The organism is Microtetraspora sp. AC03309 (assembly GCF_020826795.1).
GTDB lineage: Bacteria > Actinomycetota > Actinomycetes > Streptosporangiales > Streptosporangiaceae > Microtetraspora > Microtetraspora glauca.
Genome location: NZ_JADDIL010000001.1, coordinates 74,151 through 88,290, shown reverse-complemented (window position 1 = coordinate 88,290; position 14,140 = coordinate 74,151). Strand labels below are relative to the sequence as shown.

The 14,140-nt window shown below is 67.6% G+C and carries 17 protein-coding genes; 15 read left to right on the top strand and 2 right to left on the bottom strand.

Going from position 1 to position 14,140, the window contains the following annotated elements:
- Positions 1-10: 10 nt before the first annotated feature.
- The gene (locus tag IMZ11_RS00440; protein WP_228636714.1) at positions 11-640 is read right to left on the bottom strand and encodes a class F sortase; all 630 of its coding nucleotides are present in this window, start codon (positions 638-640) and stop codon (positions 11-13) included.
- A 295-nt stretch (positions 641-935) separates the two neighbouring features.
- Here IMZ11_RS00440 and IMZ11_RS00435 point away from each other — a divergent pair, with 295 nt between their 5' ends.
- The 15 genes from IMZ11_RS00435 (at position 936) to IMZ11_RS00365 (ending at position 13,194) form a co-directional block, all read left to right on the top strand.
- A complete protein-coding gene (locus tag IMZ11_RS00435) occupies positions 936-1,967 on the top strand; it encodes a glycosyltransferase family 2 protein (protein ID WP_308066714.1) in 1,032 nt (343 codons plus the stop codon).
- Positions 1,968-2,132, top strand: a complete 165-nt coding sequence (locus IMZ11_RS00430; protein WP_228636712.1) for a hypothetical protein — start codon at positions 1,968-1,970, stop codon at positions 2,130-2,132.
- 184 nt (positions 2,133-2,316) lie between these two features.
- A complete protein-coding gene (gene glyA / locus IMZ11_RS00425) occupies positions 2,317-3,582 on the top strand; it encodes a serine hydroxymethyltransferase (protein ID WP_228636711.1) in 1,266 nt (421 codons plus the stop codon).
- A gap of 57 nt (positions 3,583-3,639) precedes the next feature.
- Positions 3,640-4,911, top strand: coding sequence for a glycosyltransferase family 4 protein (locus IMZ11_RS00420; RefSeq protein WP_228636710.1), 1,272 nt, complete (start codon positions 3,640-3,642; stop codon positions 4,909-4,911).
- Between the two features lie 132 nt (positions 4,912-5,043).
- On the top strand, positions 5,044-5,466 hold the full coding sequence (locus tag IMZ11_RS00415; RefSeq protein ID WP_061254891.1) for a hypothetical protein: 423 nt from the start codon (positions 5,044-5,046) through the stop codon (positions 5,464-5,466).
- A 78-nt stretch (positions 5,467-5,544) separates the two neighbouring features.
- Entirely contained in the window at positions 5,545-5,760 is a 216-nt protein-coding gene (locus IMZ11_RS00410) for a hypothetical protein (RefSeq protein WP_061255217.1), read from the top strand.
- 67 nt (positions 5,761-5,827) lie between these two features.
- A complete protein-coding gene (gene atpB, locus IMZ11_RS00405; protein ID WP_228636709.1) occupies positions 5,828-6,619 on the top strand; it encodes a F0F1 ATP synthase subunit A in 792 nt (263 codons plus the stop codon).
- 64 nt (positions 6,620-6,683) lie between these two features.
- Positions 6,684-6,905, top strand: a complete 222-nt coding sequence (gene atpE, locus IMZ11_RS00400) for an ATP synthase F0 subunit C (protein WP_228636708.1) — start codon at positions 6,684-6,686, stop codon at positions 6,903-6,905.
- Positions 6,906-6,934: 29 nt separating this feature from the next.
- A complete protein-coding gene (locus tag IMZ11_RS00395) occupies positions 6,935-7,480 on the top strand; it encodes a F0F1 ATP synthase subunit B (protein ID WP_228636707.1) in 546 nt (181 codons plus the stop codon).
- Positions 7,480-8,289: a F0F1 ATP synthase subunit delta gene (locus IMZ11_RS00390; protein WP_228636706.1), complete on the top strand. Its 810-nt coding sequence runs from the start codon at positions 7,480-7,482 to the stop codon at positions 8,287-8,289. Before IMZ11_RS00395 ends, IMZ11_RS00390 begins: the two co-directional genes overlap by 1 nt.
- Before the next feature lie 23 nt (positions 8,290-8,312).
- Positions 8,313-9,962: a F0F1 ATP synthase subunit alpha gene (atpA, locus tag IMZ11_RS00385; RefSeq protein ID WP_228636705.1), complete on the top strand. Its 1,650-nt coding sequence runs from the start codon at positions 8,313-8,315 to the stop codon at positions 9,960-9,962.
- Between the two features lie 3 nt (positions 9,963-9,965).
- Entirely contained in the window at positions 9,966-10,868 is a 903-nt protein-coding gene (locus tag IMZ11_RS00380; protein WP_061254885.1) for a F0F1 ATP synthase subunit gamma, read from the top strand.
- Positions 10,869-10,877: 9 nt separating this feature from the next.
- Positions 10,878-12,305: a F0F1 ATP synthase subunit beta gene (atpD, locus tag IMZ11_RS00375; protein ID WP_228636704.1), complete on the top strand. Its 1,428-nt coding sequence runs from the start codon at positions 10,878-10,880 to the stop codon at positions 12,303-12,305.
- 65 nt (positions 12,306-12,370) lie between these two features.
- Entirely contained in the window at positions 12,371-12,772 is a 402-nt protein-coding gene (locus tag IMZ11_RS00370; protein ID WP_061254883.1) for a F0F1 ATP synthase subunit epsilon, read from the top strand.
- A 23-nt stretch (positions 12,773-12,795) separates the two neighbouring features.
- Positions 12,796-13,194: a DUF2550 domain-containing protein gene (locus IMZ11_RS00365; RefSeq protein WP_061254882.1), complete on the top strand. Its 399-nt coding sequence runs from the start codon at positions 12,796-12,798 to the stop codon at positions 13,192-13,194.
- Positions 13,195-13,368: 174 nt separating this feature from the next.
- On the opposite strand, the gene IMZ11_RS00360 is transcribed toward IMZ11_RS00365, so the two are convergent.
- Positions 13,369-13,962 carry a cob(I)yrinic acid a,c-diamide adenosyltransferase gene (locus IMZ11_RS00360; protein WP_228636703.1) on the bottom strand — a complete coding sequence of 198 codons (594 nt, stop codon included), beginning with the start codon at positions 13,960-13,962 and terminating at the stop codon, positions 13,369-13,371.
- Positions 13,963-14,140: the final 178 nt, after the last annotated feature.

Here is a 14,140-nt window from a genome sequence, read left to right as displayed (position 1 = left end):
CGACCGTGGGTCACTTCGCTGACACGAGGTGCGCGTAAACGATCACGTTGTCGAGATAGTGGCCGCTTCCGCGGTCGAACGTCCCACCGCAGGTGATCAGTCGCAGCGCCGGGAAGTCGGTCATTCCGTACACCCGGGATGTCGGGAAGTGATCCTTTGGCACACTTTCCAGGGAATCCACCTGGAATGTCGCGAGAGTCCCGTCCTGTCGTGACACTTTCACCCTGTCGCCCGGCCGTAGGTCACCGAGCCGGAAGAAGACCCCCGGGCCCTGCTTCGAGTCGACGTGTCCCACGATCACGGCCGGACCGGTCGCTCCCGGAGAAGGGCCGAGCCGATACCAGCCCGCCTCGTCCACACGGGAGAGCGGCGGAACCTCCAGGGTGCCGTCCGGATTCTTCCCGAGCGTCATGAGACCCGTACGCACGCCGATCCTGGGAATCTCCAGCAGCACAGGGGACGCGGGCGCCATCGCGCGGGCGGTCGAGGGCGTGGGTTCCGCGTCCGGTATGGCCGCGCTCGCGGGTGGAGCAGGAGGCACCGGCGCGGCGCCGGAGGACCGGTCGAGCGCGAACACGGTGACGGTGGCGACCGTGAGCAGGCCCAGGACGGCGACGACCACGGCGAGCGGCCGACCCACCCCACTTCGTCGGTTTTGATCATTTTTCATTGGCTTCACGCCAGATTCACCACCCGTCCCATATACCCCAAATCTACCTTTGATACCGTATGGACCGATCTAAATCGTTTGTTCAGGACGGTCAGTGATGGTTCGGGCGGGAATCCGGCGTGCGCCCCATGAGATGCGACGCCTGCGGAGCCGCGAGGCCGGGCCGCGCGCGCATGCCCGCCCGGGTGGACGTCATCGGTCCTCCGACGGGACGGACGGACGACGGGACCTTCCCTCGCTGGCGCCCTCGTCGATACGGGTCACCGTGCTCGTCCCCGCGCACAACGAGGAGGGGCAGATCGGCGAGACGATCCAGTCGCTCCACCGCCAGCGGCGCAGGCCCGACAGGATCATCGTGATCGCCGACAACTGCACCGACGCGACGGAGGAGATCGCGAGGTCGCACGGCGCCGAGGTGATCAGGACGGTGGGCAACCGCCACAAGAAGGCCGGCGCGCTCAACCAGGTTCTGGAGGTGCTGCTGCCGCGTCTCGGCGGCGCGCACGCGGTACTGGTCATGGACGCGGACTCGGCGCTGCACCCCGGATTCATCCACCACGCGGTGGCGAGGCTGGCGACGGGGAAGCTGGCCGCGATCGGCGGTACGTTCACCGGCAAGCCCGGCGGTGGCGTCGTGGGGATGTTCCAGCGGAACGAGTACGCGCGCTACGCCAGAGACGTCAGGAGGCTCCAGGGCAAGGCCCTCGTACTGACCGGAACGGCGACGCTGTTCCGCGCCCTCGCGCTCAAGGAGGTCGTCAGGGCCCGGCGCACCGGCCGCCTCCCCGGCCGCGACCAGGTGTACGACGTGCGCGTCCTCACCGAGGACAACGAGTTGACCCTGGCCCTGTTGCATCTGAGGTTCCGGATCCTCTGCCCGGCGGAGTGCACGCTCACCACCGAGGTCATGGAGACCTGGCAGGACCTCTTCAAGCAGCGCCTCAGGTGGAAGCGCGGCGCGCTGGAGAACCTCACGGACTACGGCTGGACGCGGGTGACCCTGCCCTACTGGGGGCGGCAGTTGCTGTCGCTCGTCGGCCTCATCGTGATCTTCGCGTATCTCGGTGCGACGGCCTGGTCGATCGCCGTCGCCGGTGGGCTGGTGATTCATCCCCTGTGGCTGGGAATCACCGTCATCTTCATGATCGAGCGGATCGTGACGGTGAAGAGCAGGGGCGTCGCGCAGATGGCGATCGCGAGCCTCCTGCTCGTGGAGATGGTTTTCGACGTGTTTCTTCAGGTCGCCCAGGCGAAAGCCTTCTGGGACGCCGCATGGCGTAGAGAAAGGAAATGGTAAATGTACAACAATCCCCCCATCGGCGGTGTCGCGGCGGGTTTCGGGGGCGCCGCGCTGTCCGCTCCGTTCCTCGGATGGAACGCTTTCTGGGTCGCTCTGGGCGCGTTCACGCTGGTCTCCGCGGCGGTCGCCGTCAAGCGGATCATCCCGAAGCGGCAGGCATGATCGGCATTCGGTAATACGCGTTCGCGTGCCGCGAATCGGTCTCCTCGCGGGAATCCTCGATACTCCGCCGAACATTTCGGTGATATTTGGTACAGCTTGCGTAAAGCCCGATGGAGACACTGGTGGCGCGCATTGCCGGGCTTACATTGGGAGAACGGTCACCCCTGGGATGTGAGCCCGGTTTATGAATGAGACACAACCGTTCTACGGCCCCGACTTCTCCCGGCTGGAGCGGCAGGATCCGGAGGTCGCCCAACTGCTTCTGGACGAGGTCGCCCGGCTGCGCGGCGGGCTCCAGCTCATCGCGGGCGAGAACTTCACCTCGCCCGCCGTGATGGCGGCCCTCGGCTCGACGCTCACCAACAAATACGCCGAGGGCTACCCCGGCCACCGGTACTACGGCGGCTGCGAGGTGGTCGACCAGGCCGAACGGCTCGCGATCGACCGGGCGAAGAAGCTGTTCCGCGCCGACCACGCCAACGTCCAGCCGCACACCGGGGCGTCGGCGAACTTCGCGGCCTACGCGGCCCTGCTGCGGCCGGGGGACACCGTGCTCGCGATGGCGCTCCCGCACGGCGGCCACCTGACCCACGGGTCCAAGGTCAACTTCTCCGGCAGGTGGTTCGACGTCGTCGCGTACGGCGTGCGCAGGGACAACGAGCTCATCGACTACGACGAGGTGCGCGACCTCGCGCTCATGCACCGGCCGAAAATGATCATCTGTGGCGCGGCGACCTACTCCAGGCTGATCGACTACGCGGCGTTCCGCGGGATCGCCGACGAGACCGGCGCCTGGCTGCTCGTGGACGCCGCGCACACGATCGGGCTGATGGCGGGGGAGGCCGTTCCGTCCGCCGTGCCGTACGCCGACGTGGTGACGTTCACGACGCACAAGACGCTGCGCGGGCCGCGCGGCGGCGCGATCCTCTGCACCGCCGAGCTGGCGGCCAGGATCGACCGCGCGGTGTTCCCGTTCTCGCAGAGCGGCCCGCTGATGCACTCCGTGGCGGCGAAGGCGGTCGCGTTCGGCGAGGCGCTGCGGCCGGAGTTCCGCACGTACGCCGCGGCGGTGGTGGAGAACGCCGCGGCCTTCGCCGAGGCGGTCGCCACCGAGGGGTTGCGCCCGGTGTCGGGCGGCACGGACACCCACCTGGTGCTGCTCGACGTGCGCGGGGCCGGCGTCACCGGCGCGGAGGCGGAGGGCCGCTGTGAGGAGGCGGCGATCACGCTCAACCGCAACGCCATCCCTTACGACCCGGAACCGCCCACGATCACCTCCGGCATCAGAGTGGGCACCGCATGCGTGACGACCCAGGGGATGGGGCCGGGGGAGATGAAAGAGATCGCTTCCGCTGTCGTGCAAGCCGTGTGCAACCCTGGTGCTATAACGTCAGTGATCGAACGGGTAAGGGCGCTGACCGCCACGCATCCGGCTTATCCCGGCGAATGAGGCGTTTCGCGACGTTTTCCCGTCACAACTGGTCCGCCCAAGCGAGAAACTAGGTCCGTGCGCGAATATCTGCTCCTGGCGCTCGTCACGGCCGCGGTCACCTACCTGCTGGTGCCTCCGGTCCGGGTGTTCGCACTGCGCATCGGCGCGGCCCCGGAGGTGCGGGAGCGGGACGTGCACAAGGTGCCGATCCCGAGACTGGGCGGCCTGGCGATGTTCGGCGGGATGGCCGCCGGACTGTTACTCGCGACACATCTGCCCTACGTCGGGGGCGCGCTCGCCACCGAACAGGCGGGGCAGACGGTGACGGCCCTGCTCGTCGCGGGCGGGGTGATCGTGCTGACCGGGTTCCTGGACGACTGGCTCGGCATGGACGCCCTGGTCAAGCTCGGTGGGCAGGTCGCGGCGGGTGGCCTGCTCGTCTACTTCGGGATGTACCTGCCCTGGCTGCCGCTGCCCAAGGACATGGGCGGTTCGACCGGGCTCGACCCCAACCTGCGCACGATCATCACGATCATGATCGTGGTGGTCGTGATCAACGCGGTCAACTTCGTGGACGGCCTGGACGGCCTCGCCGCGGGCATCGTGGGGATCGCCGCGCTCGCGACCTTCGCCTACTCCATCGCGCTCTCCCAGGACAGCAGCGGATCCCGCATCAACGTGACGGCGGCCATCGCGGCGATCCTGATCGGGATGTGCCTGGGCTTCCTGCCCCACAACTTCAACCCGGCCAAGATCTTCATGGGTGACACCGGGGCGATGCTGATCGGGATGCTCCTCGCCACCTCGCTGATCACCATCATCTCGTCGGTCGACTCCGGCGCCATCGACCGGATGAACAAGTTCCCGGTCGTGCTGCCGCTCCTGCTGCCGATCGCGGTCATGATCCTTCCGCTGCTCGATCTGGTCATGGCGGTGGTCCGCAGGACGTCCGCCGGCCTGTCGCCGTTCGCGCCCGACCGCGGCCATCTGCACCATCGCCTGCTCGACATCGGCCACTCGCAGCGCCGCAGCGTTCTGATCATGTACGGCTGGACGTTCCTGTTCTCGTTCACACTGGTAGGACTGTCGATCGGCGGCGTTCCGCTGATCGTGTTCCCGCTGACCGTGGTGCTGGCGATCGCCGTACTGATCATGATGGCCTCGCCGCGATGGAGGTCGCGCAAGGGCGGGCGGCGTGACAAGCGCGCACGTGACAAGGGCGAACCGGGGCAGGGGGGCGCGCACCTTCCGGGCGGTCACGCCTCCGGGATCGGAACCACGGATCCGTCCGACCCGGGTACGGCGGCCGCGAGCGCCACGACACGCGCGCGGGCGACGACACTGTGAACACCTGCCGACGAACAGGCAGGTAAAGGCAGCCCCCGCCGAGCTTGTGATAGCTTTCACTAGCAGGGGTTTCATATGCTGGAATCCCCTAGGAAGCAATCGCTCGCTTGATAACCGGTTGATGGAGTTCCGATGCAGGCCAACGACGTGCGCGTGCTCAAGGGCGCCGCCATCCCCACCCTCGCGGTGGGCCTGGTCGCCGTGGTCGTCGCGGTGATCTTCGCCGGACTTCAGGGCGCGTTCGGCGCGCTCATCGGCATCGCGCTGGTCGGTGTCTTCTTCACCGTCGGCCTGGCCGCGGTCTCCTGGGCGGGGCGGATCTCGCCCGCGATGATGATGATGGCCGCGGTCGCGACCTATGCCGTGAAGGTCCTGCTCATCATCGCCCTGCTGAAGGCATTCGAGAGCGCCACCGCTTTCCACCCGCGCGCGTTCGCGCTGACCGTCGTCGCCTGCACCGTCGCGTGGACCGTGGGTGAGATGCGCGGCTTCATGAAGCTGAAACTGCTCTACGTCGAGCCCGAGGCCCGGATCTCCGGGCAGGGACACCCGTGACCATGCTCCCCGTGACCATGCTCATGGAGCAGTCCGATATGACTAGTCCGCTCCTCGCCTGCTATCGTCGTGCCCGCGATGAGCGAAATGGAGCGCAGCCCCGAACAGGACGGCCGCGACTTCGCCAACGCCGCCTGGTCGATTCCCAGCTATCTGATCTCGGGAATGATTATCTGGGGCGGCTCCGGCTGGTTGCTGAGCCGCTGGACTGGCGTGCATGCCTTCATTCCCATAGGCATCCTCACCGGGGTAGTGCTCGCGATCTACCTCGTCTACGTGAAGTACGGTCGCTGAACTCAGCTGACGGTCACCCCTCTGGGCAAGCCATTCTGATCCATCACCACGTTGAAGGGAACGCCGCGTGAGCGCGCTGACGGTTCTCGCCGCCGACGAGTTCAAGGCCCCGGGGCTTGAACTGTTCGAATTCCCCCCGCTCTGGGACGGGGCTCCCTTCTGGCTGACGAAGCCGGTGCTGCTCGCTCTCCTGAGCTCGGTGGTCGTCATCGGTTTCTGCTGGTCGGCCTTCGCCAACCCCAAGCTGGTGCCGCGGGGCGTGCAGAACATCGGCGAGTACGGCTACATGTTCGTGCGGGACCAGGTGGCACGCCCGTTCCTGGGCAAGGACGCCGATCGCTACATGGGCCTGCTGCTCAGCCTTTTCTTCCTGGTCTGGATCTGGAACCTGATGGGCGTCGTCCCCGTCATGCAGTTCCCGGTCGCCTCGCACATCGCGTTCCCCATCGTGCTGGCGCTGGTGGTCTACGGCATGAAGATCTTCCTGGGCATGAAGCACCAGGGTGCGCTCGGCTACTTCAAGAACATGATGTTCCCGCCCGGGCTGCCCAAGCCGATCTACTTCCTGCTGGCTCCGATCGAGTTCCTCTCGAACATGATCGTCGCCCCCTTCACGCACGCGGTGCGACTGTTCGCGAACATGTTCGCCGGTCACATCATCCTCGCGTTCTTCAGCATGGTCGGCTTCTGGTTCCTCTTCGAGAAGCTGACCCCGCTCGGAGCGCCGGTGGGAGTGCTGGGTGTTCTCTTCACGATCGCCATGACCGGCTTCGAGTTGTTCATCCAGTTCCTGCAGGCCTTCCTGTTCGCGCTGCTCGCCGCCATGTACATCGGCGGCTCCCTGCACGCCGAGCACTAAGACCCCTTCCCGCCTAGTCCAGACCGGTGACACCCTGCACCGGCCGTCCAGTAAAGGAAAAGCAATGAGCGTTCTCGCTGAGGTCACTGGCCACATCGGTTCCATCGGTTACGGGCTTGCCACCCTCGGCCCCGGCATCGGCGTCGGTCTCATCTTCGGCAACGGCCTTCAGGCCATCGCGCGCCAGCCCGAGGCGTACGGCCTGATCCGGCAGAACATGCTCCTCGGCTTCGTTCTCGTCGAGGCCCTCGCACTGATCGGCCTCGTTGCGCCGTTCATCTACTGACGGAAGACCCCTGACGGAAGGCTGCATCCATGAAAGCGGCAGCTACGCTTCTCGCGGCTGAGGGCAACAGCCCGATCATGCCGCACCTGTACGAGCTCGTCGTCGGCGTCTTCTCGTTCCTTCTCGTCCTCGTCGTCGTCGGGAAGATCCTGACGCCGCGCATCCAGAAGACGCTGAACGAGCGTACGGAGGCGATCGAGGGCGGCATCAAGAAGGCCGAGGACGCCCAGGCCGAGGCCCAGCGCACGCTGGAGCAGTACCGCGCCCAGCTTGCCGAGGCCCGTCAGGAGGCGGCCCGGCTGCGGGAAGAGGCGCGCGAGCAGGGCGCCCAGATCAAGGCCGAGCTGCGCGAGGAGGCCCAGGAGGAGGCTCGCCGCCTCATCCAGGCCGCCCACGCCCAGATCGAGGCCGACCGGCAGCAGGCATTCGCCCAGCTGCGCGGCGAGATCGGCCGCCTCTCCACCGACCTCGCCGGTCGCATCGTGGGCGAGTCCCTTGAGGACGAGGCCCGCCAGCGGCGCGTCGTCGACAGGTTCCTTGAGGAGCTCGAGGGAACGTCGCAGGCGGTCCGCTGATGCGCGGCCTGAGCAGGGCCTCGCTGGCAGAGGTCGAAGAGCGGTTCAACAGCGTGGCCGGGTCAGCCGACCTGGGCACGCTGGCCGATGAGCTCAGCGCGGTGGCCGACCTGTTCGACCGCGAGCACGGGCTGCGCCGCGGCTTCTCCGACGCTTCGCGACCCGCCGAGCAGAAGGCCCAGGCCGTACGGGCGCTGCTGGCCGGCAAGGTGAGCGAGCCCGCGCTGGAGACGACGGTCGCGGCCGTCGAGGCCAAGTGGTCGCGGAGCGGTGACCTCGCCGACGCCCTGGAGCGGCTGTCGGTGGTGGCCAGCGCGGCCGAGGCCGAGAGCCAGAGTCGGCTCGACGACGTCGAGGACGAGCTGTTCCGGTTCGGCCGCATCCTCGCGGCGAACCCGGATCTGCGGCGCGTGCTGAGCGACGCCGCCGTTCCGGGGGAGCGTAAGCGGGAGCTGCTCGCCGGCCTGCTGGCGGACAAGGTCGCGCCCTCCACCCTGCGCCTGGTCACGCAGCTTTCCGCACACCCGCGAGGACGTAGCCTGGAGGCAGGCCTCGACGAGTACGGCTGGATCGTCGCCCAGCAGCGGCAGCGTCTGGTCGGGCTGGTGCGTTGTGCCGTACCGCTCGGCGATGGCCAGAAGCAGCGCCTCGCCGCCTGGCTGAGCAACACGTACGGCCGTGACGTCCACCTGAACGTCGAGGTGGATCCCAAGGTGCTCGGTGGGTTCTCGGTCCAGATCGGTGACGATCTGATCGACAGCACCATCGCTGGACGTATCGAAGAAGTCCGCCGCCGGTTGGCCGGCTAGGCGAATAGGGAGACAGAAGAGAGATGGCGGAGCTTACGATCCGGCCGGACGAGATCCGGGACGCGCTTGAGCGCTTCGTCCAGGCGTACGAGCCGGAAGGTGCCGCGCGCGAGGAGATCGGGACCGTCGTCGACTGTGGCGACGGCATCGCCCATGTTTCCGGCCTGCCCTCGACGATGGCGAACGAGCTGCTCGAGTTCGAGGACGGCACGCGTGGCCTGGCACTGAACCTGGACGTCCGGGAGATCGGTGTCGTTATCCTGGGCGACTTCAGCAAGATCGAGGAAGGGCAGCAGGTTCGCCGCACCGGCGAGGTCCTTTCCGTTCCCGTCGGTGACAACTTCCTCGGCCGCGTCGTCGACCCGCTGGGCAACCCGCTGGACGGCAAGGGCGCGATCGAGTCCGAGGGCGTCCGCGCCCTGGAGCTGCAGGCCCCGTCGGTCGTGCAGCGCCAGCCGGTCAAGGAGTCCCTCGCCACCGGCATCAAGGCGATCGACGCCATGACCGCGATCGGCCGTGGCCAGCGCCAGCTGATCATCGGTGACCGTGGCACCGGCAAGACCGCGATCGCCGTGGACACCATCCTGAACCAGAAGGAGAACTGGCTCTCCGGCGACCCGACCCGGCAGGTCCGCTGCGTCTACGTCGCCGTCGGCCAGAAGGGCTCCACGATCGCCCAGGTGAAGGGCCGCCTCGAGGAGGCGGGCGCGATGGAGTACACCACCATCGTCGCCGCTCCGGCGTCCGACCCCGCGGGTTACAAGTACCTCGCCCCCTACACCGGCTCGGCCATCGGCCAGCACTGGATGTACCAGGGCAAGCACGTCCTGATCGTCTTCGACGACCTGACCAAGCAGGCCGACGCCTACCGCGCCGTGTCGCTGCTGCTGCGTCGTCCGCCGGGCCGTGAGGCGTACCCCGGTGACGTCTTCTACCTGCACTCGCGTCTGCTGGAGCGCTGCGCCAAGCTCTCCGATGCCATGGGCGCCGGGTCGATGACCGGTCTCCCGGTCATCGAGACCAAGGGCAACGACGTCTCGGCGTTCATCCCGACCAACGTCATCTCCATCACCGACGGCCAGGTCTTCCTCGAGACCGACCTGTTCAACGCCGGTGTCCGCCCCGCCATCAACGTCGGCGTGTCGGTCTCCCGAGTCGGTGGCTCGGCGCAGAGCAAGGCGATGAGGAAGGTCGCCGGCACGCTCCGTCTGGCGCTCTCCCAGTACCGCGACCTGGAGGCCTTCGCCGCCTTCGCGTCCGACCTCGACGCCGCGTCCAAGGCGCAGCTCGAGCGCGGCCAGCGCCTGGTCGAGCTGCTCAAGCAGGCGCAGTACAGCCCCTTCCCGGTCGAGAAGGAGGTCGTCTCCATCTGGGCCGGCACCACCGGTGAGCTGGACGACGTCCCGGTCGAGGACATCCGCCGCTTCGAGGGCGAGTTCCTGGACTACCTGTCCAGCCAGGCCAAGGGTGTGTTCGACAGCATCCGCGAGACCAAGGACCTCTCGGACGACACGATCACCGTCCTCAAGGACGCGATCACGGAGTTCAAGAAGGGCTTCACCACCTCGTCGGGTGAGCTGCTGGTCAGGGACGTCCCGGTCGAGGCCCTGGAGGCCGAAGAGGTCGGCCAGGAGAAGATCGTCAAGCACGTCCGCAAGACCGAGAAGAAGTAGCCCATGGGTGCCCAGCTGAGATTGCTGCGGCGGCGGATCAAGTCGGTCAAGTCCACGGCGAAGATCACCCGCGCGCAGGAGCTGATCGCGTCGTCGCGCATCGTCAAGGCGCAGCAGCGCATGCAGGCGGCGGTGCCGTACGAGCAGGAGATCACGCGGGCGGTGTCCGGCGTCGTCAGCAACACGGCGAGCGTCGATCACCCGCTGACCGTCGAGAAGGAGAAGCCGTCCAGCGCGGGCGTGCTGATCGTCACCAGCGACAGCGGGTTCTGCGGCGGCTTCAACGCCAACATCCTCCGTGAGGCGGAGGCCCTGCGCGGCCTCCTGGAGGAGCGCGGCATCCGCGCCGTGCCGTTCGTCGTCGGCCGCAAGGGTGTCACCTGGCACACCTTCCGCAGTCGCAAGATGGGCGGCCGCTGGGAGGGCTTCTCGCGCAGGCCGTCGTACGCCGACGCCAAGGCGATCGCCGACACGCTGATCGAGTCGTTCAAGGAGGAGAACGGGATCGACGAGATCCACATCGTCTCCACCGAGTTCGTCTCGATGCTCACGCAGAACGTCGTGGTCAGGCGCATCCTGCCGCTGGAGGTCGTCGAGTCGGAGGCCGAGTCCACCGACACGATCCCGCCGTACTTCGAGTTCGAGCCGAACGCCGCAGAGGTGCTCGACTCGCTGCTGCCGCGGTACGTGGAGTCGCGCATCTTCAACGCGCTGCTCCAGTCCGCGGCGTCGGAAGAGGCCTCGCGTCGCCGGGCCATGAAGTCGGCGACCGACAACGCCAACGAGCTCATCCGCGTGTTCACCATGCAGATGAACCAGGCGAGGCAGGCCGAGATCACCCAGGAAATCAGCGAGATCGTCGGTGGCGCCAACGCGCTCGCTGACGCCGCAGCGGGGAAAGAGTGAGTAACCACAATGACTGTTGAGACCGCCGTGGCCACCGTTGGTCGCGTGGCGCGCGTCACGGGTCCCGTCGTCGACGTGGAGTTCCCCGTCGAGGCGATGCCGGACATCTACAACGCTCTGAACGTCGACGTCACCGTCGGCGACGAGACCAAGACCCTGACCATGGAGGTCGCCCAGCACCTGGGTGACAACCTGGTCCGGGCCATCTCCATGCAGCCCACCGACGGCCTCGTGCGCGGCGCCGCGGTGACCGACTCTGGTAAGCCGATCTCGGTGCCGGTCGGCGACGTCGTCAAGGGCCACGTCTGGAACGCCCTCGGCGAGGCGCTGGACGTGCCGACCGCGTCGCTCCAGGTCACCGAGAAGTGGGGCATCCACCGTCCGTCCCCGGCGTTCGACCAGCTCGAGTCGCGCACCGAGATGCTGCCCACCGGCATCAAGGTCATCGACCTGCTCACGCCGTACGTCAAGGGCGGCAAGATCGGTCTGTTCGGCGGCGCGGGCGTCGGCAAGACCGTTCTGATCCAGGAGATGATCCGCCGCGTCGCGCTGAAGTTCTCGGGCACCTCGGTGTTCGCGGGCGTCGGCGAGCGCACTCGTGAGGGCAACGACCTCTGGCTGGAGATGGAGGAGGCCAACGTCCTCAAGGACACGGCGCTCGTCTTCGGCCAGATGGACGAGCCGCCGGGCACCCGTCTCCGGGTCGCCCTGTCCGCTCTGACCATGGCGGAGTACTTCCGCGACGTGCAGAAGCAGGACGTGCTGCTCTTCATCGACAACATCTTCCGGTTCACCCAGGCCGGCTCCGAGGTGTCTACCCTGCTCGGCCGTATGCCGTCCGCGGTGGGTTACCAGCCGACCCTGGCCGACGAGATGGGTGTGCTCCAGGAGCGCATCACCTCGACCCGCGGTCACTCGATCACCTCCATGCAGGCGATCTACGTCCCCGCGGACGACATCACCGACCCGGCGCCGCACAACGCGTTCGCGCACCTCGACGCCCAGACGGTGCTCTCGCGTCCGATCTCGGAGAAGGGCATCTACCCCGCGGTGGACCCGCTCGACTCCTCCTCGCGGATCCTCGACCCGCAGGTCGTCGGCGACGAGCACTACGCGGTGGCCCAGGAGACCAAGCGGATCCTGCAGAAGTACAAGGAACTGCAGGACATCATCGCCATCCTGGGCATCGACGAGCTCTCCGAGGAGGACCGGGTCACGGTCAACCGGGCCCGCCGTATCGAGCGGTTCCTCTCGCACCCGATGTACGCCGCCGAGGCGTTCACCGGCCAGCCGGGCGAGTTCGTGCCGCTGGACGAGACCATCGCCTCCTTCAAGGGCCTCTGCGCCGGTGAGTACGACCACCTGCCCGAGCAGGCGTTCTTCATGGTGGGCGGCATCGACCAGGCCATCGCGAAGGCGAAGGAACTCGAGCGCTAAGACGCCTCCGACGCCTGTACGGCTCCGCGTGAGCCGTACAGGCGTCTATCGAAAGGGAGCCAGAAGTGGCAAAGCTTCGCGTTGGCGTCGTGTCGCCGGAACGTGAGATCTGGTCGGGCGAAGCCGACATGGTGATTGCGAAGACCGTGGACGGCGAGATCGGTATTATGCCGGAACACGCTCCTGTGCTCGGCGTTCTCGTCGAGGGCGGTGTGCTGCGCGTCAAGCGCGGCGGCGAGAGTGACCTGGTGGCCGCCGTCCACGGCGGGTTCATCTCGGTCGCGAACAACGATGTGTCGATCCTGGCCGAGGCCGCCGAACTCGGCTCCGAGGTCGACGTCGCCGCCGCCCGGGACGCGCTGCAGCGGGCGCAGGCCTCGATCGAGGCCGGCCAGGAGGACGCGGACATCCGTCTCGCGGCCAAGCGTGCCAGGGCCCGGCTGCGCGCAGCCGGGGAAGAGGTTTGATTCTTTTGTGAAGGAGGGCGGCGATGACGGCGCTCGACGTTCTCGCAGGCGTATCTCTTGTCGCTGCCCTCCTCGTCGTACGCGGTATCGCCCTGGCCCGGAGCCGGGGCACTGTCGTCTGTCGGGTACGCACGGGCAACCAGGGCTGGAAAGCCGGCGTAGCCCGCTACGCCGGGGGAGAGCTGCACTGGATCCCGTTCTTCGGACTCCGCCTGAGGCCGCGCCACGCAATCGCGAGGCGCGGCCTCACGGTTTCCCGGCGCAGGAGGCTCGGCACCGGTGAGGGGCCCGAGGGCTACTGGACCGTCGAGTGCTCGGCCGAGCGCGGCGCGCTCGCCCTCGCCATGAGCGAGGACGCCCTCACCGGTTTCCTCGCCTGGCTCGAATCCGCCCCACCCAGCGCCCACCTCGACGCCGCGTAGCCGCGTTTACGGCGCTCGCTTCGCTCGCGCGGGCTCGGGGCGCCCGAAGTCGGCTCGTGCCCTCCTCGCTCGGGACTCGTTCCTCGCCCACTCGCTCGTCGGTTACTTCCCCGCCGCGCCCCGAGCGTGATGGTTGCGCACCGTAAGCGTTCATGGCAGCGGAGCGAGCGCTGTTCAACGCCGAGTCGATCCCGGGACCCAGAGGATCTCGTCGCCGGCGGCCGCGACACGGCACAGGATGAACATCAGGTCCGACAACCGGTTGAGGTATTTCGCCGTCAGCGGGTTCATGTCCTCGTGGACCTCCAGCGCGGCCCAGGTGGACCGCTCGGCCCGGCGTACCGTCGTGCGGGCGAGGTGCAGGAGCGCGACCCCGGGGGTTCCACCGGGCAGGATGAAGCTGCGCAGCGGCTTCAACTCCTCGTTGAACCGGTCGCACTGCTCTTCCAGCCAGGTGATGTAGGACGCCTCCACCCGCAGCGGGGGATACTCGGGGTTCTCCGTGACCGGGGTGCACAGGTCCGCCCCCAGATCGAAGAGCTCGTTCTGCACCCGGGTCAGCGTGGTGGTGATGTCCTCGGGGAGCGGACCGAGCGCCAGCGCGGCTCCGATGGCGGCGTTGGCCTCCTCCACGTCGGCGTAGGCGGCCAGCCTGGGGTCGGTCTTGGTCGTACGGCTCATGTCCCCGAGAGCGGTGGTGCCGTCGTCGCCTGTCTTGGTATAGATCTTCGACAGGACGACCGGCTTGTCGTTGTCAGCACGCGTCATACGGATCAGCGTAGCGACACGGCCGGTGCCGTCCTGATCGCTGACATCGACCGTTGCCGGGTGGCGACCCCCGACCCGGCTCCGGACGTTTCCTGCGCTAGCGGGCCCGCGGCTCGGGGCCGGAGCAGCGATCGCGTGTGACCAGCGTCGTCGAATTATCGGTATCGCTTACCGATGG